The sequence below is a fragment of the Paenibacillus aquistagni genome, from assembly GCF_900177815.1.
Lineage (GTDB): Bacteria > Bacillota > Bacilli > Paenibacillales > Paenibacillaceae > Paenibacillus_B > Paenibacillus_B aquistagni.
In genome coordinates this window covers 401,327-425,130 of sequence record NZ_FXAZ01000001.1, presented here as the reverse complement: position 1 = coordinate 425,130, position 23,804 = coordinate 401,327, and the positions used below count along the sequence as shown (strand labels likewise).

The 23,804-nt window shown below is 48.0% G+C and carries 21 protein-coding genes; 3 read left to right on the top strand and 18 right to left on the bottom strand.

The features are described 5' to 3' along the window. Window positions 1-2: 2 nt before the first annotated feature. The 11 genes from B9Y93_RS01915 to B9Y93_RS01865 all read right to left on the bottom strand — a co-directional run bounded on the left by B9Y93_RS01915 (window position 3) and on the right by B9Y93_RS01865 (window position 12,855). Entirely contained in the window at window positions 3-1,931 is a 1,929-nt protein-coding gene (locus B9Y93_RS01915; RefSeq protein WP_085492667.1) for a stage V sporulation protein D, read from the bottom strand. Between the two features lie 68 nt (window positions 1,932-1,999). Next, a complete protein-coding gene (locus B9Y93_RS01910) occupies window positions 2,000-4,186 on the bottom strand; it encodes a penicillin-binding transpeptidase domain-containing protein (protein ID WP_085492666.1) in 2,187 nt (728 codons plus the stop codon). A gap of 13 nt (window positions 4,187-4,199) precedes the next feature. After that, window positions 4,200-4,586: a cell division protein FtsL gene (ftsL, locus tag B9Y93_RS01905; protein WP_085492665.1), complete on the bottom strand. Its 387-nt coding sequence runs from the start codon at window positions 4,584-4,586 to the stop codon at window positions 4,200-4,202. A gap of 3 nt (window positions 4,587-4,589) precedes the next feature. Continuing rightward, window positions 4,590-5,555, bottom strand: a complete 966-nt coding sequence (gene rsmH / locus B9Y93_RS01900; RefSeq protein WP_085492664.1) for a 16S rRNA (cytosine(1402)-N(4))-methyltransferase RsmH — start codon at window positions 5,553-5,555, stop codon at window positions 4,590-4,592. Between the two features lie 68 nt (window positions 5,556-5,623). Then, on the bottom strand, window positions 5,624-6,055 hold the full coding sequence (mraZ, locus tag B9Y93_RS01895) for a division/cell wall cluster transcriptional repressor MraZ (protein WP_085492663.1): 432 nt from the start codon (window positions 6,053-6,055) through the stop codon (window positions 5,624-5,626). Window positions 6,056-6,290: 235 nt separating this feature from the next. Continuing rightward, entirely contained in the window at window positions 6,291-7,448 is a 1,158-nt protein-coding gene (locus B9Y93_RS01890; RefSeq protein ID WP_085492662.1) for a DUF4349 domain-containing protein, read from the bottom strand. Between the two features lie 152 nt (window positions 7,449-7,600). Next, complete coding sequence (locus B9Y93_RS01885) at window positions 7,601-8,872, bottom strand: adenosylhomocysteinase (protein WP_085492661.1); 1,272 nt, start codon at window positions 8,870-8,872, stop codon at window positions 7,601-7,603. 67 nt (window positions 8,873-8,939) lie between these two features. After that, window positions 8,940-10,568, bottom strand: coding sequence for a bacillithiol biosynthesis cysteine-adding enzyme BshC (gene bshC / locus B9Y93_RS01880; RefSeq protein ID WP_085492660.1), 1,629 nt, complete (start codon window positions 10,566-10,568; stop codon window positions 8,940-8,942). Window positions 10,569-10,663: 95 nt separating this feature from the next. Beyond that, complete coding sequence (locus B9Y93_RS01875) at window positions 10,664-11,050, bottom strand: DUF3397 domain-containing protein (RefSeq protein WP_085492659.1); 387 nt, start codon at window positions 11,048-11,050, stop codon at window positions 10,664-10,666. Between the two features lie 73 nt (window positions 11,051-11,123). Then, window positions 11,124-12,074, bottom strand: coding sequence for a ketopantoate reductase family protein (locus tag B9Y93_RS01870; protein WP_085492658.1), 951 nt, complete (start codon window positions 12,072-12,074; stop codon window positions 11,124-11,126). 139 nt (window positions 12,075-12,213) lie between these two features. Then, window positions 12,214-12,855 (bottom strand): RsfA family transcriptional regulator, encoded by a 642-nt coding sequence (locus B9Y93_RS01865; protein WP_085492657.1) that lies wholly within the window; start codon window positions 12,853-12,855, stop codon window positions 12,214-12,216. A gap of 298 nt (window positions 12,856-13,153) precedes the next feature. On the opposite strand from B9Y93_RS01865, the gene B9Y93_RS01860 reads away from it, so the two are divergent. Continuing rightward, window positions 13,154-13,390 (top strand): DUF2626 domain-containing protein, encoded by a 237-nt coding sequence (locus B9Y93_RS01860; protein WP_085492656.1) that lies wholly within the window; start codon window positions 13,154-13,156, stop codon window positions 13,388-13,390. A gap of 124 nt (window positions 13,391-13,514) precedes the next feature. Here B9Y93_RS01860 and B9Y93_RS01855 read toward each other — a convergent pair whose 3' ends face one another. Beyond that, on the bottom strand, window positions 13,515-14,516 hold the full coding sequence (locus tag B9Y93_RS01855; RefSeq protein WP_176228824.1) for an SAM-dependent methyltransferase: 1,002 nt from the start codon (window positions 14,514-14,516) through the stop codon (window positions 13,515-13,517). A 244-nt stretch (window positions 14,517-14,760) separates the two neighbouring features. Between B9Y93_RS01855 and B9Y93_RS01850 the strand changes: the two genes are divergently transcribed. Beyond that, window positions 14,761-15,876, top strand: a complete 1,116-nt coding sequence (locus B9Y93_RS01850; protein WP_085492654.1) for a hypothetical protein — start codon at window positions 14,761-14,763, stop codon at window positions 15,874-15,876. Between the two features lie 77 nt (window positions 15,877-15,953). On the opposite strand, the gene B9Y93_RS01845 is transcribed toward B9Y93_RS01850, so the two are convergent. The 5 genes from B9Y93_RS01845 to B9Y93_RS01825 form a co-directional block, all read right to left on the bottom strand. Beyond that, window positions 15,954-17,450, bottom strand: a complete 1,497-nt coding sequence (locus tag B9Y93_RS01845) for an extracellular solute-binding protein (protein ID WP_085492653.1) — start codon at window positions 17,448-17,450, stop codon at window positions 15,954-15,956. Window positions 17,451-17,700: 250 nt separating this feature from the next. Then, a complete protein-coding gene (locus B9Y93_RS01840; RefSeq protein ID WP_085492652.1) occupies window positions 17,701-18,498 on the bottom strand; it encodes a formate/nitrite transporter family protein in 798 nt (265 codons plus the stop codon). Next, window positions 18,499-18,822 (bottom strand): nitrite reductase small subunit NirD, encoded by a 324-nt coding sequence (gene nirD / locus B9Y93_RS01835; protein ID WP_085492651.1) that lies wholly within the window; start codon window positions 18,820-18,822, stop codon window positions 18,499-18,501. It lies immediately after the preceding gene. 14 nt (window positions 18,823-18,836) lie between these two features. Then, window positions 18,837-21,239 (bottom strand): nitrite reductase large subunit NirB, encoded by a 2,403-nt coding sequence (nirB, locus tag B9Y93_RS01830; protein WP_085492650.1) that lies wholly within the window; start codon window positions 21,237-21,239, stop codon window positions 18,837-18,839. A 215-nt stretch (window positions 21,240-21,454) separates the two neighbouring features. Beyond that, window positions 21,455-22,789 (bottom strand): PhoH family protein, encoded by a 1,335-nt coding sequence (locus B9Y93_RS01825; RefSeq protein ID WP_085492649.1) that lies wholly within the window; start codon window positions 22,787-22,789, stop codon window positions 21,455-21,457. Between the two features lie 158 nt (window positions 22,790-22,947). Here B9Y93_RS01825 and B9Y93_RS01820 point away from each other — a divergent pair, with 158 nt between their 5' ends. Next, the gene (locus B9Y93_RS01820; RefSeq protein ID WP_085492648.1) at window positions 22,948-23,505 is read left to right on the top strand and encodes a YhcN/YlaJ family sporulation lipoprotein; all 558 of its coding nucleotides are present in this window, start codon (window positions 22,948-22,950) and stop codon (window positions 23,503-23,505) included. Window positions 23,506-23,581: 76 nt separating this feature from the next. Here B9Y93_RS01820 and B9Y93_RS01815 read toward each other — a convergent pair whose 3' ends face one another. Next, window positions 23,582-23,782: a hypothetical protein gene (locus B9Y93_RS01815; protein ID WP_085492647.1), complete on the bottom strand. Its 201-nt coding sequence runs from the start codon at window positions 23,780-23,782 to the stop codon at window positions 23,582-23,584. Window positions 23,783-23,804: the final 22 nt, after the last annotated feature.

The following is a 23,804-nucleotide window of genomic DNA, read 5'->3' as shown; positions in this document are numbered from 1 at the left end:
GTCTATTCCTCCGTCTCTTCTTGACCCATATATATTCGGATCGTCGTTCCCCGCTCGACGCGGGTTCCCGGCTTAGGTGCTTGGTGAAGCACGGTTTGACCTGAACCGGATTTGGCTAGCATAAAGTTCATATTCATATCTTCGTAAATATCCGTAATGGTCTTGCCAACAAGATTCGGTACGGTCACAAGCGGCGTTTCATTGTAAAGATATTTGCGTTCTACCTGTTTCTCGCGCGGCTCCACTCCAAGAATGTGAAGCGAATCCTCCATAATGCGCTTTACGATCGGTGCGGCGATCAGCCCCCCGAATTGAATGCCTTGCGGGTCATCAACGGCAGTATAGATAACGATCTGAGGATCATCCGCAGGCGCAAAGCCCACAAAGGATACGATATGCTCATCTGGTGAATAGCGTCCGTTAATGACCTTCTGCGCTGTACCTGTCTTGCCGCCGACACGGTATCCGTCAATAAAGGCATTTTTACCTGACCCCTCTGCCACGACATGCTCCAGTGCATCCCTTACCTTGCTTGAAGTATCTTCCGAGATCACCTGACGCACAAGCTCTGGCTTAATCTCGTCAACCACCAAACCGGTCTCTGGATGAATGAAAGCCTTGGCCACGTGCGGCTGGAGCAGCTTGCCTCCATTGATAGCCGCCGCGACAGCAGCGATCTGCTGGATCGGGGTTACAGACACCCCTTGGCCGAATGCCGTTGTGGCAAGCTCAACAGGTCCGACCTTGTCGAGCTTGAACAAGATGCCGCTCGCTTCGCCGCTCATATCAATCCCTGTCTTTTTTCCGAAGCCAAACTTCGTTATGTAATCGAACAGAACTTCCTTGCCTAAGCGGTTCCCAAGCGTTACAAAGCCAGGATTGCATGAGTTCTGAACAACTTCAAGGAAGGTCTGGCTGCCATGTCCGCCCTTCTTCCAGCAGCGAAGCCTTGCCCCTCCGACCTCCACATAACCCGGATCGAAGAAGTGTTCATTATACAAATTCACTTTCCCTTCCTCAAGAGCCGCAGCAAGCGTAATAATCTTAAACGTGGACCCCGGCTCATACGTCATCCAGATCGGCAAGTTGCGATTATATACTTCGGAAGGGTAATCACTATAGTTGCCAGGATCGTATCCAGGCCGGCTCGCCATCGCTAAGATTTCCCCCGTATTAGGGTCCATCGCGATAGATACAATTTGCTTTGGCTTTAGCTCAAGCATCGCTTGATCTAACTCCCGCTCCATAATTGTCTGTATATCCTTGTCAATCGTCAATTGTAAATTTAGACCATCCCGCGGAGGGGCATACTTTTCTGTTGAGTTAGGCATAAGATTGCCCCCTGCATCAGCAAGAAAGGACACACTCCCGCCAACCCCTGTCAACGCTGCATTATACTTTGCCTCCACTCCTGTCAGCCCCTTATCAACACCAGCAAAGCCAAGAATATGAGCAGCTAGCGTCTCATTCGGGTAGAAGCGCTTATTGTCTTCCGCAACAACGATGCCCGGCAGATGAAGATCTCGTATCTTAGCAGCAAGCTCCAGATCAATCTTCCGCCCACCCGGCTTCAATGAAACGATAAGCTCGCGCTTTGTGATCAGCTTCTGCACAGATTCTTTAGACATGCCAAGTAACGGTGCCAGCTGTTCAGCCGTCCGTTCCGGTTCTCTAACCTGCGCAGGAACTGCCATAACCGTAGGAGAGCTGACATTGTAAGCAAGCCGCTCTCCATTACGGTCAAGAATCTCACCGCGCTTAGCAGTGACAGGTATGTTACGGCGCCAGGAATTCTCCGCCTTCTCGCTTAGTTCCGCGCCATGCCATAATTGAACATAGACGAGTCTTGCAATTAATGCTACAAAGCCGATCGCAATCAGCATGAATCCGACAAACAACCGTTTTCGTACGGTGACGCCTGACAACTTCATGTTCATTCCCCCTTGTCCGACAGTGGTTCATAACCAACCTATTCCGGACAACTTAGGGTTAGAACAAGCTATGGTATCTTCGGCTTCAATTTCACATAGACAACCTTCGTATTGTTCTTGGTTGAGATGGCGTATTCTGTGACGTAGCCTTCCCCTTCAGCCTTCACTTCCCATTGAAGCAGCGAGGCCAGTTCCACTACATCTCGAAGCGATTTCCCCGTTAGATTCGGCAGTTTTAACTGCGATGGCTCTTGGGTCAGCAAATACACACGCTGCCCTACTGCAAGCTTCGTACCAGGCTCTGGGTATTGTCGCTTCACTTCATTGCCTGACCCTACCGTCTCAAACACAATCCCTTTTTCAGCCAGCTTCTGCTTCGCCGCATCTGGCTTCAAGCCTTGAACGTTTGGCGTAGTCGCAAGTGTAACGGCTTGTCCATCACGATGATCTGCCTCATCCCCACTTTGATGAGAAGTTGGCACTCCCATGTATCGCAGTGATTTGCTGACAATCTCCTTGAAGATCACTGGAGCGACGAAGCCGCCTCCTTCATAATAATCTTTTGGATCATCGACAACAACGAGAACGGCGATTCGAGGGTCCTCTACAGGAGCATAGCCGATAAAGGATACTACGGCTCGAGTGGTATCATAACCACCATCAATTACTTTAAGTGCAGTACCTGTTTTCCCGGCAACCCGGTATCCCTCAATATATGCTGCTTTACCTGTACCAATCTGCTGGTCAGCCACAACCTGCTCCAAGTATTCGCTCACCTGCTTCGCCATTTCGGGCTTAAGGACCTCGCGCACAACTTCTGGTGCACGCTCTTGAACCTCTCCCGTCTGCGAATCCTCCACCTTCTTGACGATATGCGGCACCATCAGCTTGCCGCCGTTAGCTACCGCAGACACCGCCATTATCTGTTGAATCGGCGTCACGGTGAGCTGACCATGTCCATAAGTGGCAGCAGCTATATCAGCTGCATATTGGAAATGGATCTTGCCGGCGTTCTCGCCCGGAAGCTCAATGCCAGTCTTTTCCCCGAAGCCAAAATTATCGATATAGGACTTGAATTGATCTTCTCTCAGCTTCTCGAATCCCAGCTTGACGAAGGCAACGTTACTTGAGCGCTTCAAGCCCTCAAGGTACGTTATCGTTCCCCATCCAACATGGTTGTGGTCGCGAATCGGTCTGCCTCCTGCAACAATGCTTCCTGATTTATACGTTTCATTAGGGTCAAATACTCCTTCTTGAACCGATGCGGCCAAGGTCACGATCTTAAAGGTCGATCCTGGCTCGTAGGTAGACATGATTGCAGGATTGTAGAAGTTGCGAAGATCCGTTGCCGCTTCCCAATATTTATTAGGGTCATAGGTCGGCAGATTCGCCATTCCAAGCACATCGCCTGTCTTCGGGTCTGCTGCAATAACCGATATGCTGTATGGGCTGTAGCGTTCATACACGCCTGTTATCGCCTCTTGGATATACTGCTGGATCGTTGCGTCAATAGTAAGGTATAAGTTCTTCCCATCCTCTGCAGGCGTATACACCTCTGAGGCAGTCGGAAGCTTCGTTCCTTGACGATCCTTATCATATTGGATAGAACCAGGCTTGCCTTGCAGCATGGAGTTGAATTGCGACTCGATACCGCCTACCGGCTCATTCTCTTTATTCATATAACCCAGCACATGAGCGGCCAGATTGTTTTTGGCATAGAATCGCTTTGTATCCTTTAATAAATATAGGCCAATATCATTGACTTTCCATTCGTCTTCTTTTTCCTGAATAAAAGCATTAAGCTCGTCATAAGGCTCCTGTTCAATCATCCAGCCCTCTTTGCGAACCTCCCGGTAAATATGATATTCACCGCTGTCACGCTTCTTTCTTGCAAGCTCATACAGTTCCGACTCCGGCTTGCCCAGCACCTCGTGCAGCTTCTCAACAATGAGACGCTCCACATCAATGTGCTTCTCTACAAGCTTCTCATTGGTACGGAGCGTCTGAATGACCTTTGGATTAAGAACCACATTATAGGCAGGAGCATCCATTGCCAGCACTTCACCATTTTTATCGTAGATCGTGCCTCGCTTCGCGGGTATCTCTTGTTCAGTCGACCATGTTGCCTGAGCTAGATCGAGCCAGAAATCTCGATTCCACACCTGATACCAGAACAGCCTGCTAATAATAATAATAAAAAACAAAAGAAATAATCCGCCAATAAACAAGGTTCTAAGTTTAATACGTTTTACCATAGGTTAAGCCTCATCAGTCCTCAATCTGTGTCTTGCGCACGCTCATCTCAGCAGGCTCATCCAAGTACACTAGACCTTTAGATTTGGCAAAAGCTTCGATACGATTCCAATCACTAAGCTTCTCAATCTCCACCTTGAGCACCTGAGACTCGCTTTCGAGCTTCGCGGTCTCATTCTTCATCGCCTCCATATCGCGATTGAAGGTGTAGATTTCCGCGAAGCGAGAAATCAATAGAAGCGCAACCAGCGAGCAAACAACAATGGTCATCAGGTAGAGCAGCTTCTCCCGTGTGGAGAGGGTGGCTTTTTTGACAACCTTTTTCTTACTTTCCTTGTAGCGTGCCGGTTCTTCCGGTCGACGCTCTGGCCGTACAGCAAGATTCCCTCTAACGTAAGCCATTCCTTAATCTCCTTTCGTATCGAGCTTTTCCGCGATTCTAAGCTTAGCTGAGCGTGAGCGAGGATTGGCATCAATCTCTTCGCTGCTTGGCAGGATCGGCTTTCGGTTCACTAGACGCAGCTCCCCTTTGTTTCCACAGCCGCAAATAGGCAAGTCAGGCGGACACGTACATCTGCCCACATAGGACTTGAAGATTTGCTTGCAGATGCGATCCTCCAGGGAGTGGAAGGTGATGACAGCAATTCTTCCACCAGGCTTCAAGCAGCGAACAGCGGCATGAATCGCATCCTCAAATGCGCCCAGTTCATCATTGACAGCAATTCTAAGCGCTTGGAAGCTCCGCTTGGCAGGATGGCCACCCGTGCGGCGAGCCGCCGCAGGAATACCTTTTTTCACAAGCTCAGCAAGCTGACCGGTTGTCTTGACTGGTTCTTGTGCACGCGCCTCTACGATAACCTTCGCAATACGTCTTGAGAACTTCTCCTCTCCATACTCAAACAGAATCTTGGCAATTTCAGATTCTGACCATTCATTTACAATATCGTAGGCGGTCAGCATTCCCTCTTGATCCATCCGCATATCCAGCGGAGCATCATGGTTATAGCTGAATCCGCGCTCCCCTTCATCAAGTTGTGGTGAAGACACGCCTAAGTCAAACAGAATGCCATCCACCAGTCTCTCACCATCGACAAGCGGTACTTGCGCCTCTTGAAGGGCATCTTCCAAGTATCGAAAGTTCGAACGCACCAGCGTGACATGATCCAGATAGGGAGCGAGCCGCTTCTTAGCGTTCTCATGCGCCCAATCATCTTGATCCAAGGCGATAAGCCTTCCCCCATCAGATAATTGCGAGACAATAAGCTCGCTGTGCCCTGCTCCTCCCAGAGTGCAGTCCACATAAATTCCATTCGGTTGAATGGCAAGTCCAGCTACAGACTCTTCTCGTAGTACCGTTACATGATGAAACACTTTACATTCCTCCTGCATTCCTAATCCTCTTCTTGGTATGCCACGAACAGCAGTGATATAGACTCGTGTTAGAAATTAAAATCAACCAGCGTCTCTGCAATCTCGTTAAATGTACTTGCTGACTGATTAAAATAGTGTTCCCAAGCTTCCTTGCTCCACACTTCCACACGATTTTGAACCCCTATGACCATACATTCTTTCTCAAGCTTGGCATACTCTCGAAGATGGCTAGGAATGTTGATGCGCCCTTGCTTGTCCCATTCACACTCCGTTGCACCGGAGAAGAAGAAGCGGGTAAATGCTCGCGCATCCGCCTTCATCAGCGGCAATGCCTGAAGCTTCTGCTCCAGAATCGACCATTGATCCATCGGGTAAACAAATAAACATTGGTCCAAACCTCTGGTTAAGATAAAGGTGGCACCCAGGTTGTCACGGAGCTTGGCAGGAATAATCAATCGGCCCTTGTCATCAATGTTATGCTGATATTCGCCCATGAACATTCTCTACCACACCTCCCCCTTTTTCCACCACATCTCACCACTTTCCACCACTAACGCTTATCTATTCGCCATACATAAAAAAAATCCTGCTTAGGCAGCAGGATTTCTTGAAAAAAGCAGATGTACAGAATAAAACCCGCGAAAACGCTTTAGATGCTGATCCACCGCGGATTCTATTCCTTATTTATGTTAGATGATAGCGATAATTCCCAATAATTTCTATTGTAAGTTTCATTTATTTTTCATTGTCAATACCAGATACAGGCTCTGTTTTCTCTTCTTTTTGTGCTGTCTCTTCATTTCGTGCTGTTGCTTCTTTCCGTGGTACATCTTCTTTCTTAACTGTATCTGCTGTATCGGCCACCACTATTTCCGATTGCTGATGCGTAGATGCATATAAATGCTTGTTGCGTTCTTGCAGCTCCAATTGGCGCTGGTTGTGGCGCTCTTGACGCCGCTGATTGCTCTTTCTCACCAACCAAGCCACCGGAAGGCCAACAAGCGCAATGACAACAAGGAATGGAAGCATCGCCGTAAGAAGCAGCACAAGTCCCTGCAGCAGATCGATTAATGATTTCACGCTTTCTTGAAGCGTCCTGTCCAATCGCTCGCCAAACGTTTGCTCAAGCGTGCTGGTCTTGGCTCCCATAATGGTCTCATAGAGTCTCAGCTCGATTGTGGACATCGATACATTCTGATTCAAATAGTTCATTCTGCCTTGAATTCGCTCGATCTTTTCCTGAGAAGCTGTGAGATCCTCCGAGAACTTCAGCAAATCAGACGTGTTCTTCGCTTGCTCCATAAAGGAAAGCAGCCGTTCTTCCTCCACCTTGGCTACCTTCAGTCTTGCTTCCAAATCCACATATTCTTCGGTCACATCCGTTGCCGAATAGCTGCGCTCATAACGCAGATGCTCCAGCTTGTTCAACTGTTCCAGCATGGATTGGAAGCCCTGTGCGGGCACCTTGATCTTGTATAAGCCAGCTCGCTCATACTCCGAATATTGATCATTGAACTCAAGAATGTATCCCCCCGACAGATGGATCATATCTTGAATGCGCTGCTTCGAAGCTTCGTAATCCTGAACTTCCATAACAAGATTCGCCCGGTAGATCAGCTTGCGCTGCTCGGCTGCAGAATTTAACTTTGAAGCGCCTGTCTCTTGGCTATTGCCTTCAGCTTTACTGTCTTCTGTCGCCGCAGGAAGAGCTTCTGATTGGGTTGAGGCATTCGCAAGTTCTGAATTCTCCGCTGTGTTCGCTGATGAACTTGAAGCAAGATCACTTGCCGAAGAAGAGCAACCACCCATGATCATAAGCATAACCAGCAGAACAGCAATCAGGCTCATATTGCTTAACTTACGAATGCTGCACATCCTGTCCCTTTTAACCATTAAATAACCCCCTATTTGTCTATTCGTTATTTATTGGATATTCTGGCTGATATGTACTATACGACAACAGGCACTGGAATGTTGCACCAGTGCCTGCTATTAACAATTGAGATATGGGACCTGCTTATAGGATTGCGGCAATCCAAGCAATATTAGTGCTCTTGCCAGCTGTCCAAGTAGCTCTTCTGCTCATCAGTGAGCGAATCTACCGCAATTCCCAGAGAAGCGAGCTTCAAGCGAGCCACCTGCTCATCCAACTCATAAGGAACGTTAATCACTTGTTTGCCAAGCTCTTGATATTTCTCGTTGACGTATTTCAAGCTCATCGCCTGCAAAGCAAAAGTCATGTCCATGATCTCTGCCGGATGCCCGTCTCCAGCTGCGAGATTGACAAGTCTGCCTTCAGCCAGTACGTAGACGCTGCGACCATCTTTTAACTTATATTCTTCAATGTTGCGACGTACGGTACGCACCTGTGTTGAGCGTACTTCAAGCTCAGGCTTATTGACTTCAACATCGAAATGGCCTGCGTTGGACAGAATCGCGCCATCCTTCATAACGTCATAGTGCTCACCGCGGATAACGTCTCGATTGCCCGTTACCGTAACAAAAATATCGCCAATCTTAGCAGCCTCAATCATCGGGAGCACCGTAAATCCATCCATGTAGGCTTCAACCGCACGAATGGAATCAATCTCGGTCACCACTACATTTGCGCCGAGCCCTTTCGCGCGCATTGCAACCCCTTTGCCGCACCAGCCATAACCTGCCACAACCACCGTTTTCCCAGCTACGACGAGATTAGTTGTGCGATTGATGCCATCCCATACGGACTGCCCTGTTCCATAGCGGTTGTCGAATAAGTATTTGCAGAACGCATCATTGACCGCGACCATAGGGAATTCAAGCTTTCCTTCCTTCTCCATCGCCTTGAGACGAAGAATGCCTGTTGTCGTCTCCTCCGCCCCTCCACGAACCTGTTCACGAAGATCAGGGCGCTCAGAGTGAAGGATGGAGATCAGATCGCCTCCGTCATCTATGATTAGATCCGGCTTCGTTTCCAAAGTGCGAATCAATAGATTCTTATATTCCTCCGGCTCTGGGTTGTATTTTGCGAATACCGTAATGCCATCCTCAACAAGCGCAGCACACACATCATCTTGCGTAGACAAAGGATTGCTGCCTGTAATCGTCACCTGGGCCCCGCCGGCTTGAACAACTTTTGCCAAGTAAGCCGTCTTTGCTTCCAAGTGTAGAGAAATTGCAACCTTTAGTCCAGCAAAGGGCTGTTCTTTCTCGAACTGTTCGCGAATGCTGTTCAACACGGGCATATGCGCCCTTACCCAATCAATCTTCAAATGACCCTCTGGAGCAAGGGCAATATCATGAATGATGCTATCTTGCAAAGATTTTGATGGTGACATACGGTTCCCCTCCGATTGGCATGTTATGAATTAATCGTGCGTTCAGGCAACGAACACTCTTATTGTATTACAGTGAAACTAAACGATGTTCCCCATTCCATACAACAGGCGCCTCCATAATAGGCAGAAACCACTGCTGTCCATGCCGGCAAGCATATTGGATCGGGTTCAGCACGCGTTCTTGCGGGCGATCCAGCGGCCAAATCGAGGTTTTGAGTCTTTCCCAATGCCGTAGTCCTGTCTCATGCTGCTTGGACAAAGCATCCTTGGCCCTATGATGCAAAAATTCGATTTGTTCGAGCACCTTGGCATGGTTTGTATCCCCAAGTTTCCCTAAGGCCGGAAGCGATTCGTTCAACACTTGAAGGAGCTCTTTATACTCGGCGTCTACACGGTCATGAAGGGTTTTGAATCGTTCATCTAGATGAATATGATCCTGATCCGCAAGCCATGCTTCGCGCTTTTCTTCATAGGAGAAACAAATATCCTCGACGGTTACCGCATACTTCGTTAACAGCTTCTGCAGCGTGCCTTCAATAAGGGTAAAGCTCATGCGCGGCCACAATAAAGGCATCCTCATATCCATCGCTCGAAATGATTCCTTAAGCTGAGCCCAATATGCAATCTCGCCAGCACCGAGCACAGTAGCAAGCACAGGGAATAAATATTCCTGCATCAACGGACGGGTTAGCACATTGTTGCTGAATCGCTCAGGATGCTGCTCCAATTCAGCCAACAATTCATCGGATGTAAATTGTACTTGGCCCTCACGATCTCTATAGGACACGCCGTCCCACAACAAGAGCACCCGCTCGCCCTTATGAATGTAGAACAGATTGGCGCTATCCTTATGATGCACCGCCTGCAGCTCATATCCAGCCTGAAGGACTGCTTCCTCGCTCTTCTCCACAGCACCTTTCAACTTCTCCTGCTTGTGAATGAGTTCAGCAAACATCGCCTGCTCTACCTTACGAAGTGCAGGATCAGCGGAATCCAGCAATACAAGGCCATACTCGCCAAAGAGCTTGGCAACAATTCTTGCGCACTGCTCAGTCAGGCTGTCGCTCTCGGCTGCAATATGTCTAATGTCAGACATAAGCTCTTCCTTGAATTCCGTCTGTGGCAATATCGACTCCACTTCATTCAGCGCTTCTTCCCAAGTCTCATCTGTAAGGTGAAGATAGCTGACCGGTGTCCGCCCTTCGCTTGATTGCGATAAACGAATACGCTTTACTGCTGGCTCGGAAGTCAGCAGATAAGTATGATTGACTTCATCATAATCATGATCCTCTCCAGCCACCCAGAAGACAGGAACAACAGGGCGTCCGAGCGTACGCTCTGCTTCCTGTGCCATGCGAATAATGGATATCGCCTTGTATATCATTAAGAGCGGCCCCATGAGCAGCCCGCCCTGCTGGCCTCCCACAACAACAAGCGCCTTAGGATCTCTTAGGCGCTCCAAGGAAGCAAACGCCTGTTCATGGGCATTTATGTTGTGCTGATAGTCTGACAATGCGGTAATCAACTGAGCTTGGTCTGCGCGAATACAACTCGCTTGATCCAGCCACTCCACTCTCTTTGCCCAATCTTGATCAGGATGAAATTCATACATCGTATGTAAAACATCTGTTTTCTGTTCTATGTAATGTCTAGACAGTGCGTTCTGCACTGGAATCGGCATCGTCTGTATATTCATCTGTAAGCCGCCTCCCTCTCTAGAGTCGATTGTACACAATCCACACATCTTTCGTCAAAGAAGGAAATGAGGGCTTAGAGCCGATTATGCTGCCATTAGAGCTTGTAGAAATACGTCATAATTCCGATGATGATCAATAAGATGTAGACCACGGAAAGGATAAGAAATGAAATTCTCCAAATTGCTCGTAGCAGCTTAAGCACATCCACTTGCCCCTGCTTGCGGTACATAAATCCGCCAATCAACCCCGCAGTCAGCAGATAGATCAGCAAGAGAAGATAAATACCCATCTCCGAACTGAAGATCACATTATACAGACCAGCAACTGATGCAACTAAGAACACGGTCGTTACGTCAATCGCCAGCTTCATTCGCCTCTTCTTCTCTTTTATCCAATAGGAAGATAAGAACCATAGGATGATAAAAGGGAAAAATGGAAGCGCCGTAAACAACAGCATGGAATCAGCAATCCAGCTAAACATGGTCAGTATCCACCCCTTTCTCTATTGTTCATATTCCTCCCCTAATCTCTTCTTGAACGGCCGCTTCAGTAGATCAAGCGCTCTGCACAGCTTGGATAAGCTGATAGAGCACCCGCTGGAGGGGGACGTCGATCTGATGCTGCTCAGCCATGCGGATAATTGCGCCTGTTATCGCATCAATCTCCGTCTTGCGGCCTGCTTGTACATCTGCAAGCATCGAGGAGGTATTCATCGCTGTTTGTTGACAAACATTTATAAGATGCTGCCAGTCATCCTCATTCAAGTGAATCCCTTCACGCGCATAAATCATCGCGACCTCCTCATATACAGCACGCATAAGATCCTGGCGCTCCTGACCTTCTAACAGCAAGCCATTCGGGATACGAAGAAGTGCAGTAAGAGGATTGATGACTGCATTAACGAGCAATTTGCGATAGATGATATCCTGAATATGGTTCGACAAAAAGGAAGAAAATCCTGCATCATTTAACTGTTTATCCAATTTTATGAGCTGAAGTTTTCGTTCAGGCGTCAGCTCATCCGAATCCTCTATCATAATAGAGCCTGTGCCTGTGTGCCAAACCTCATGGGAAGAGGTTCGCTTGGCCGCTTCTGTCGTTACCGCACGCAGCAGTGCTTCGGCAGGAACCGCTCGAGCCAGCTTCTCCATATGTCCGACGCCATTCTGAAAGCACACCACAACCCCGTTGGCAGCAAGTGGCATTCTACCTAGCATGTCTATTAGACGCTGATCAATATGAGTCTGCTTTACAACGAGAAAGAGGCATTGGAGTCTTTCTTGTCTAGTACGAAGAATATCTGGCGCTTCATCCAATGGCAAAGCCTCAACGCCATCTATACGATACGCTTGCTCATCTAATTCATGCAGTTTGATTCCAGAGGAGGATATCCTTACTGCCTGCTCCTTCGTTCTCGTCCAGACTCTTACCTCTTGACCGCTCTTTCGAAGAACAGCAGCTAGCAGCAAGCCAATTGAACCTGCTCCGACAATATCTATACGCATGGTTATTATTCAACCTTTCCTCACATTCGTTTCGTGGACCGTGTATCTGCTATATCCCTTTCAATTCTAACATACAAAAAGCGTCTTACTGGAAGTAAAACTTCCGTAACACGCTTCAGCATTCGTTGTATACCCTTGGTTATTCAATTCGTTCTAAGTTACCGTTTGCATCCATTCTGAATCTCGTCTTCGCTTCCTCTTCCTCTTCATTCAGAACAGCTAGTCTTCTAGCCCGATCCATAATTTGAATAAGGGTCTTGTAATCATCATTGACCGTGCGATAATCCGTTTGGACCTCCGTTACCTGACGACTTAAATATTCATTTTCCTGACGCAGCCTTTGAATGGCTTCATCCTTTTCTTGAAGTTCCTTTTCAAACAGCTTCACTTGTCTTGAGAGATCTTGCTGAGAATTCTTCCATTGTCTTAAGAAGCGAATGACCATATCCATAGATAAGGAATCATCAGTAATTTCGGCATTCAATTGAATTTCCTCAGGTTCCGCTAACGTAACGGAGGCAACCTGAGCACCTACTTGCTGTTTTTTCATGTAGCTTCGTTTTTGGCGCTGCGCCTTAGCTAGCTGGATAGCTGCTTCATATTTTTTACGCACACAACTATTCCAACGGAATCCACATGCGGCAGAAGTACGCCCTATTCGTTCCCCAACTTCCTCAAAGGCAGCTAGCTGCGTACTTCCCTCTCGAATATGCCGAAGCGTAACTTCGGCTAACATTAAATCATCATCGGCTGTCCAAGCATCTTGTCTGATCGCTGTCATGCCATAACCTCCTAACGACATCCTTCTTTATCCACTTCGGTTAATACACCGTTTATTCATCTCTATGCCCATAGTAGAGTTCATAGAATCTATCGATACTAAAATGTATATCCAATTTCCCTATGAAACATACGCACGCCGCAATGCCCTTAAGCTGCAACAGGATGTTTTGCAAAAATAATATGCAATTGTTCACAGTTGGCAGTTTACACCAATTGCTTATCCAGCTATAATGTCAATGAGCAAATATTGTCAATGCAAGGTGTGATGATCGGCAGTAAGGAGAGGGGGATGAATCGTGGCAAGAATGTTTCGGGTACTTGGATTCTGGACATTAGTCATCGGTCTGATGGCCTTTGCCGGTGATATGATCGAGATGGCATTGCTGTTTTTCATGCAAACCGCCGTCTTCGTGTTGTTGGGCTACTTGAAGCTTAGCGAACGTACTTACATACTTTCCTTTTGGGCCTACATGATCATATGCTTTACCGGATTTTCGTATTGGACCGTATTTAAAATGGGTATGCCGTTCTAACAATGGCAGGCTCGGAAGCAGCTGCTTCTACCGATAGCCGGAGGCGAACCTCCGGCTATTTTGCTTTTTTGCGCAATATTCTTATAACAGGCTCACTCATTTAAGCACATGATGGACTCTATCTCTAACGATGATCAACCGTGATCCTCATGACTTGGAATCTCTCGCTCATCATATCGGACAAGAGCAGCTGACGAATGGCACGGTTGCAGCGTGCTTCTTCACAGAATGGATCTTGGAGCTGATGGGATACCAGGTCATCCAAGAGCCCTTCCTCCACTAAGAATTGCTGCTGGGTGACAAGCGGATGTACCCTGGCACCTGCGCAAGCACTGACGGCACGACTCATGACATCAAAATCAACATGAGCGGTAATATCCTGCTCTCCAGGAGCAAGGAGCGGATCATACTGCACGCGATGATGATGATAGCAAGCCAGTGTCCCCTCCATGCGGTGCTCTCCTGTCAACTCTTCACTAGTGCCTCCATAGTCAACAAACAACAACTCCGCTTTCTTTAATCCCTGTACAAATGACTGAAGCCATCTTGAAGCTTGTAATGCCGCATCATAGATTTGGCCATCATAAAGCTGCAGCTGATGTGTTTGAATAAAGGCCGTTACCTCATCCGCCGCCTCTCTCCACGCCCACTCAAGATGTTGATGCCCCTTATGCATCTCAATGTACGCCTGCATCAACTGACTCCCCTGCCTTCGCACGCGTTCGACAGGAAATGCATCAAGCAGCTCATTAGCCACGACAAATATTGGCGCTTTATGCGCGTTCTCCATCAACTGCTCCTCGCTCCACCATTCGATATCCATCTGATGTTGCTCATGCTGAAGCTCAGCTAGCAGCTGCATGCTCTCCTCTTGGTGATACGGGCTTTTTTCAACAAGTACATATTTCCTGGGACATATTTTCATAAGTGATAGATGCTTGATGAGTTGATAAGCGAGCCGTCCTGTCCCCGGCCCAAGCTCTACCCAGTATACATCCCTCTCGTTCCAGCCTCGCTCGCTGCAAGAGCGGGCATAACGACGCACAAGGGTCCTAGCCATTCCTTCTCCGATATAAGCGCTCGTATAGAAGTCTCCCTCCCTGCCTAGCTTCGGACGTTTATTCATGTAGTAACCATCTTCATGATCATATAAGCATCTTGACATAAAGAGTGAAAAGGGAATACGATTATCGGGAAATTGTGACAACTCCTGCTGAATTCGTTTGTATAAGGTCGTGTTTCGAATAACTTTCACCCTTTCATGGTTTCAATTTCACTAGAAGGTCATGTCGGGAGGGTTGGCTACATACGATGAAGAGGTAGAGGTACATCATGATTTACGGCTTGATAATAGTATATGGAGGTCCCTCATGCGATATGGCAAAAGAGTTGCGGGATTCAATATTCGCATCTGCGCATTCCTTTTGTGGTTAGCGTGCATTCCCTTTGCCGCTCATGCAGCGCCTATCCCCTCTATACCGTGGGAGAAAGCAGAGGCTTCTGATGAGGTAAAGAACATCTTACAGCAGAGCCTGTCCATTCAGGAGCTAGACGAAGAGATCAAGCGCATCTCCCTGCGAGAGCAAGAAGCCATCTCTACTCGTTCTAATCTCGAACAAGCATTAGACAAAGAAGAAAAGAAGCTCCAAGCCAAACAAAAGGATGCTGGCAGAGTGCTTCGTGCCTATTATATGGGTGAACGAGATATGCTGCTTGATGCGGCGCTGTCGGCTGATCGTCTTCAAGATATATTTGCCCTTTTGGATTATTATCAGTTTCTAGTAGAAACCGATCAAGAAATCCTTGCCGCCTATAAGAGCAATGTCAAGCGAATTGATCAGCTAAGAGCCGAGCAAGCTGCGCTCGTCCGGGAGCTGACTCAAGTTCGCACGAATCTAGAGGAACAGCGTGAGCGCATGCTTCAGTTGAAAGAAGATCTGAATCTGGATGTGGCAAACAGCAGTGATCCGGAAGCCATGCAGAAGCTGATCAGCGAGTTTACGAAGTATTGGCAAAGTGTTGGATTGTTTGAAGTGAGGCATTACTTCCAGGCGATTGCGCAGTCCATGCAGAAGCTGCCCGACTTTGTAAAAGAGAATGGCAATCTCAAAGGGAAAGGTCTTGAATATACGCTCTCCATTAAAGATGAGGAATTGAATGCATTTTTGAGAAAGCAAGACGAGATGTTCAACCAATTTCAATTCGTGTTTAAGGACAATGTAATCGCCGCGATTGGGGAACGCGAAGGATTAAAGGTCTATGTTGAAGGACGTTATACGATTGAAAATGAGCCTCAGCATGCCATCCGTTTCCACGTGGAACGGTTGCAGTTCAATGGCTTGGAACTATCGGAAGCTACCCGCAAAGATCTTGAAAAGCAATTTGATTTGAACTTTTACCCGCAGCAGCTCGTGTCCTTTATTGAAGCGAAGGAAGTGAAGCTTGAGCCCCATCAGCTCACCGTAAAGCTCGCCGTGAAGCTATAGCACCGAGTTGCAGGCGTGATTAGCTATTATTCTTCCTATCATGCAAGCATATGACTAAACAGTACAAGAGCCCGCTCCTATACTTTCGGAGTTGCGGGCTCTTGCTCTGCAGGCGTCTGCTCAAAGGGCAGGATATGCCATGCTTCGTTCCATTCCTTCATCATAGGATCGTATGGAAGATCCCCAAGCATCCATCGCTTCAAAGGCTCCATAAAGTCTAGTAGTTCTTCGGATCTGCTCAACATCGCAAGCATGGCATCCTCATCTTGCAAATACGCTTCTGCTACATAGCGGCGCTGTGAGGTCCCATTCTGCTCAAATATTCTTGCATCAGCAGGCAGAAGCGATACCAGCTCCCACATGTCTTGTAGCTGCTCCTGCTCGGTCATATAAAGAATCCATGATCTCGCCTCCTCCTCCAATGAGGAATTCGCAGAGATGACGAAGCTTCTTCCATGCACCCATGTGCCATAAGGCACCTTCACGTCCCACGGCTCCTCATAAGCAAAGGGCTCCTTGAGACCTTGCATCGCTTCCGAGTAAGGAAGCATAGCAAACAGTACGTCTCCTTGCTCGAGAGCATCCCATAATTGCATCTGCTGCTTCTCTGCAATGGGTTGAAACGCTTCCTCAAATTCTTGGAGCTCAATAAGGCTTTGCTGCCATTGATTAGGACTTCGTGCGCTCCCTTGCTCCTGGCTTCCTCCTGCAACTTGCGTGCTTGAAGAACGCTCAGGAGGTTCGCCATTTGAACCAGACTTCGATAAGCCGGGTGGACGCCACGAGGACAAATCAGGCTCGCCACGAAGCTCGCCAGGTTGCTTCGGCTGAATCCAGCCCATTCTCCACATATAAGCTAGCAGAGCAGCCTGATCCTGTTCCTGCCACGCAAATAAGGCCTCTGGAAGCATTGAAACGGATTCTTCCTCATGACCGGCCCCTTCCTGCACGGGACGTTCTTCAAGGGAATGAGCCGTATACCAATTGGTCATGATATTCATCCATTCGGCCGTTGAAGCAGGCGGCGTCTCTTTACCCGTATAGGCAGCTAGCGACTTCTTGTTCCATACGAGAACATACGGGTCCATATATGCCGGAACGCCCCATGTCAATCCATTCCAGCGTGCCTGCTCCTTCATCCAATACGGAATAGTTTCCAGATTATGTATCGGGGATTCAAAAGGAAGCAGCCAGCCTTTTCTCGCATAGCGCTTAATAGACTCGCTATCGATAAGAAGCACATCTGGAGGCTGGCCCAGACGGAACTGCCCCTCCAAAGAGTCCATAGCATGAGGAGCCTCCTGATTGACGAGTTCTACGTGATAACCGTAGCGCTCCATATAAGTCTCATTCATTTTTTGTAAGCTAAGAAAAGCCAGTCTCGGGAGCGATACCTCTACACGCAGAGTACGCTGTTCGGTATCTCGATCGAGACGGCTTCCGCCAATCGACTGCAATTGCTTCGGATCACGGTTGTTGTTTACCTTGATCAGCTTATTATTGAGCTGTGAGAAGATCAGCACTGAGATGAGAACCATCATAACCGCGACCATCATTTTCTTCGTGCTGGGCATGAGAGACTCCCTTCCGATAGTGTAATGGAATCCTTAGGCATGAACGAATCACTCACAATGCATTGAACGGGCTGTCTTTTCATTTCACTATTTTACCACTAATGATAGAGGCCTGTCTGTTACATTTACATTACCTAAATAGCTTCTGCCCCTGAGCAGCTTGGCGAAAGATAACTTCCTTACCCGCTAGGTCATACAACTCTATTTCGCTGCAAAGAAAAAAACGCCATGCGGCGTTTTCGACGGATCTTCAAATCTTTATATTTTTCTCGTCTTGCATTCCCTTTTTGCCCTTAGCAATATACCAATAGGACATTCCGACAAAGAGAATTCCTCCTGCCATGTTCCCTAAAGACACCGGAATCAAATTTGCAGCAAATCCTGCCCATGATACAGTCTCTGGATGTGGGACGAGAAGCGAAATGGAAAGAAGCGTCATATTAGCTACGCTATGTTCAAATCCAGAGGTGATAAATGCGAACAAGCACCAAAAGATCATGATTAGCTTCGCTGTTTCTTCCTTCAGCTTCACCGAGCACCATATCGCTAGGCAGACAAGGATGTTGCATAGAATACCACGCATGAACAATTCCATAAAGGGTGCATTCATCTTTGCACTTGCCACCGATTGAATGAATTCAGCAACGCTGCCAGTTACCAGTCCCGTAAGGACAAAGATCGCAGCAACCAAGAATGAGCCTGCTAAATTGCCAACATAGCTGTAAAGCCATATGTTGAACGTGTCGAGCCACGTCGTCTTCTTCTCGAGCGTACTGACGGTCATAATAAAATTGTTTCCCGTAAACAATTCACCGCCAGCCATAATGACAAGGCTCAAGGCGATTCCAAACGAAACACCCATAATAATCTTGGTGCTTGGAACTTGAGCGGGCATCAGCAGTCCTCCTATCGTAAAGATAAGAATGATGCCAAGTCCTACGAATAACCCTGCAAGCATGGAAGAGACGACATATTTGCCCTTGCTCTGATTAAGCAAGTTTACTTTGCCAAGCCCCGATTGGTTAATTTGCTGAATGATCTCATTCATCTACTTGGCACCTCCGATATACACATAGCCGTCGATGATATCCGTCTCGTAGGTTTGAATGCAGCCGTCGTCTGGCTTTTGCACTTCTCCCGTCACAAGCGATATCTTCCAGTCATGAAGCGGACAGAACACAAATTCTCCAGACACAATCCCCTCAGCGAGAGGGCCGTTCTTATGTGGACAGCGATTGCTTACTGCGCAAACATCTCCATTCGATAAACGAAAGATCGCGATCGACTGTCCATTTACCTGTACCTCCTTCCCAATCTGCATAGGCAATTCATCCAGTCTCATTACTTTCACCTTATCTGTTGTCATGCTCATCGTGCTCTCCTCCCTTATCGCTTCTCAACCGTATAGAGCGCTGTACGCTGCTTGTTCACTAACGCTTCGCCCCATGCCTCTTTATACGTATCTCTTGCATGCTCGAATTTTGCAGCGAGCGCGGCTGCTTGCGCTTGATCAGCAAGCGTCATGCGAACGGTGTCCACTCCGACACGCTCCACCCAAGGTGCGGTACGTTCCCCATAAATACCAGTCTCGCGATACATCTGCACGTAGGCCTTAGCCATGAGGATCACTTCGTCCTCCGTAGTTACGGTCATGAGGCTGTCGCATTCACGCACTTCCGTTCCGCCGTTGCCCCCCACATAAAGCTGATAGCCATTCTCTACGCAGACAACGCCAAAGTCCTTAGTCAGTACCTCCGCACAGTTGCGCGGGCATCCCGACACCCCCATTTTCATCTTGTGCGGGGTATCTACCATTTCAATTTCCTTTTCCAAACGAATGCCAAGACCAAGGGAATCCTGCGTGCCGAAACGGCAGAACTGCGCACCAACGCAGGATTTCACATTGCGAAGCGATTTGGAGTAAGCATAGCCTGAGCGCATCTCAAGATCGGCCCATACTTTTGGCACATCTTCTTTGTTAACCCCGTAGAGCCCAACACGGGCAGCGCCTGTAATTTTGACGAGAGGAACATTGTATTTCTTCGCGACTTCGCCAATCCGGATCAGATCTTCTGGCGTCGTCGTTCCGCCGTACATACGAGGAATCACCGAGAAGGTGCCATCCTTTTGAATATTCCCTTCCATTCGTTCATTCACAAAGCGCGACGCTTTATCATCCTCATACTCATTAGGACGGAGCATGCGCAAATAATAATTCAGTGCAGGCCGGCACTTGGAGCAGCCCTCTTCATGCTTAAAGCCAAGCACGTTGCGCACCTCTCTAGGCGTATGCAAGCCTTTCTCTTTAATGGCAGCAACAACCTCATCCCTAGACAGCAATGTGCATCCACACATCCCGTTTGCTTCAGCAGATGCATCGAATTTATCGCCAAGGGTATGGGCAAGAATCGCTTCTACCATGCCACGGCATTTTCCGCAAGAGCCGCCTGCCTTGGTAATTGTCTTCACTTCATTGAACGTCGTAAGTCCATGTTCGAGGATTGCGCCTACGATGCTTCCTTTGGTTACCCCATTACAGCCGCACACCGTCTCATCAGCATTCATCGTGGCGACGTCAAGTCCGCTCTCCTCGCCAGCCTTATGAAGCACTGAGGCGTTTGTAAATTCCGAGATGTCAGACTGTTTTTTCAGCATGCTGAATAGTCGTGTTCCATCGGAAGCATCGCCGTACAGCACCACGCCAACCACCTTGTTGTCGCGCACCAGCACCTTTTTATACGTCCCTAAGCATTCGTCCTGCACAACGATTGCCTTCGTGTTCTCACACGGGTGGATCTCCCCTCCAGAAAATAGATCGCAGCCGGCAACCTTAAGCTGTGTCGACAAAATGCTTCCTTGATATCCTGTTGTCGGCTTGCCGGTTAAGTGATCGGCCAATACAGCACCTTGTTCATAGAGGGGCGCGACCAGCCCATAAGCAATCCCACGATGCTCCGCACACTCGCCCACTGCATAGATAGCAGGGTCTGACGTCTGCATCCGATCATTGACACGGATTGCACGGTTTACCTCTAAGCCCGCTTCTCTTGCAATCGCAACATTTGGGCGTATCCCTACAGCCATCACGACTAGATCGCACTCGACGCTCGTTCCATCCTCGAACCGAATCCCTTGTACACGATCCTCGCCATAGATCTCAGTCGTCTTCTTCTCCATCAGGAATTTCATGCCCTGCTTCTCCAGATCACGCTTTAACAGGGTCGCTGCCGCATGATCGAGCTGCATCTCCATCAAGTCGCTTAGCAAATGGACAACATGAACGTCCATTCCACGATCGAGCAAGCCCCGAGCCGCCTCTAATCCAAGCAGTCCTCCGCCGATGACAACAGCTTTTTTGTACGTTTTCGCCGACTCCATCATTGCTTCTGTATCCGCGATTGTTCGAAAGCCTACTACCCCTTCCAAGTCATGTCCAGGAACGGGCAGAATGAAAGCACTTGATCCCGTCGCAATAATGAGCGTATCGTACGAGACAATGGTTCCTTTATCCGTCTCAATCTGACGATCTTCACGGCGAATGCGTGTAACATGCTCATTGGAGATCAGGCGAATCCGGTTAGCTTCGTACCAAGCCCAATCGTTAATGTTGATTTCGTCAAAACTCGTCTTGCCCTGCAGAACGTTGGAGAGCATAATTCGGTTGTAGTTTGGGTAAGGTTCATCCCCGATCATTGTGATGTCATACAAGTCGGGCTGCCGCTTTATAATCTCCTCGATGCAGCGCGCCCCTGCCATACCATTGCCGATCATCACCAGTTGATTTTTCATCCTTGCTCCTCCGATCTCTTTTCTATATTGTGAATTAAGTAACATTCTTTTGTTGATTGAATCGTACCGAATACCAAACTCGCTCAGTGTGATTGGGATCACTTTAGTTATGGACGTTTTTCTAATATTTTCTTGATCTTGCCACACAAAAAACGCCTGCCGCTTTTGAACAAGCTGCAGGCGCATCCTTCCCTTATGCACGTTGCGATAGAACCCTACAAGAGATCGGCAGCCACTTGAGCAAGCTTTGAGCGCTCCCCACGCTCCAGCATCACATGCCCGCTGATCGTCTCCTGCTTAAAACGCTCGATAAGATATGTCAAACCATTGCTGGCAGAATCAAGATATGGATGATCAATCTGCTCTGGATCACCCATCAGCACAATCTTGCTGCCTTCGCCGACACGTGAGACGATCGTTTTCACCTCATGCTTGGATAGATTTTGTGCTTCATCAATAATAATGAATTGGCCTGGAATCGACCTGCCGCGGATATAGGTCAGCGCTTCGACCTGAATGCTGCCCATGCCCAGCAGGATCTTGTCAATATCACCTGACTTCTTCGTGTCAAATAAAAACTCCAGATTATCATAGATCGGCTGCATCCAAGGTCTAAGCTTCTCTTCCTTCTCCCCTGGCAAGTAGCCGATATCTTTTCCCATTGGGACAACAGGTCTTGCAATTAGAAGCTTCTTGTATTTGCGCTCATCCTCAACCTTAAGCAGACCTGAGGCAAGCGCAAGCAATGTCTTCCCCGTTCCTGCCTTGCCAGACAGTGTTACGAGCGGGATATCATCATTGAGCAGCAGCTCAAGCCCCATTCGCTGCTGTGCATTGCGAGCCGTAATCCCCCACACAGGGTCATTGCTTAAATACAAGGGCTCAAGCTTCGTTCCATCGGCGCTGACTTTAAGCAGGGCAGATTTGCTAGTGCCCATCTCGTCTTTTAGAATGACGAACTCATGGGGATAAAGCTTCATCTGAAGCTGTAGATGTTTGATTTGCAAATAGCGATACGTATAAAACTCATCGATCACAGCCGGGTGAACCAGCACCGTCTGATACCCTGTGTACAATTCATCTCCGGAGCGCACGCTCTGATCGGAAAGATAGTCCTCGGTCATCAGCCCGAGCACATCTGCTTTTACACGAACCAGCACATCCTTGCTGACCAGAACAATAGGCTTTTGCGTGTCCAGATCCTGCTGCTCCAAGCTATAGTTAAGCGCAACCGCGAGTATTCGATTGTCGTTCGACATCTCGCCAAACATTTCTTGAACCTTGAGAAAGCTCCGATGATTAAGCTCCACCTTCAGTGTTCCGCCGTTAGGCAGAGGCACGCCACTGTGCAAATGTCCGAGTTCTCTTAATCCATCCAGCAGCCGAGATACCACTCTCGCATTGCGACCAATTTCATCCGCATTTCGCTTCTTTGAATCAATCTCCTCCAAGACGACAGCAGGAATAATAACCTCATTATCTTTAAAAGCAAATAATGCATTCGGATCATGCAAAAGCACATTCGTATCCAATACAAAAATCTTATTCATGAATTCCCCTCCGCTTTGATGCGGCATCACACAAGCACGAACGTCTCGCGACCCTACTATTGCACGTACATAAAAGCTGAGTTCGTCGCTCACACTATAGTTTGAGCAATGCCGCAAATGTTGTTTCATGAATGGATGTGAAAGGATTGATACTTTACATGCGAAAACTACTCATTATTTTCCTTGTAGTTGGAGTTGTTGCTGGGTGCGGTACGGCAAATAAGAGCGCCTCTCCAAAAGCTCAAGCGAAGGCACCTGGAACGGTCATTCAACAAGATACAGGAGCAAAAACGCCGATTTATGACAGGGAAGCGGTTCGAAAGCATCTCGTTGATCTTGCAAAGCATGTGCCTGGGGTTAAGGGTGTTAATTGTGTTGTCTTTGGAAATACCGCAGTCGTTGGTATTGATGTAGATGGCAGCTTGGATCGTTCTAGAGTGGGAACGATTAAATTCTCCGTTGCTGAGGCTTTAAGTAAAGATCCTTATGGCGTAAATGCTTATGTGACTGCCGATATGGATCTTAACCAGCGCCTTAAGGAAATTGGAGATGATATGCAAAGCGGTAGACCGATAGGAGGGCTTACGGATGAGCTTGCGGATATCGTCGGAAGAATTGTTCCTCAGATTCCAAGGGACGTGAAGGATCATCAGCCCTCCAAGGATACCGGCATACCCAAGCAAAAGAACACGCCTTCCTCCCCTCCCCCTCGTTAATCCATCATGCCGTAATGGATGCGAGTTCTTGCATAAACAAGCAGGAAATAAGCACGAAAAGCCTAGTGGAATTCCACTAGGCTTTGTTCATGACTATTCCAATACCGCATAAAAGGAAGCGCTCGAATGCAACCTCCCCCGGCATTTCATTAGCAAATGGACCCTTGCCAGTCATAACCACGCCCACACGCTCACCAATGACACGCCATAACATTGGCCATGTATGGTATTGAGCATGATTCATAGCTTGGTTACAGGCTGCAAAGGTTATTGGCATCTTGCGACCTCCTACATTGAAG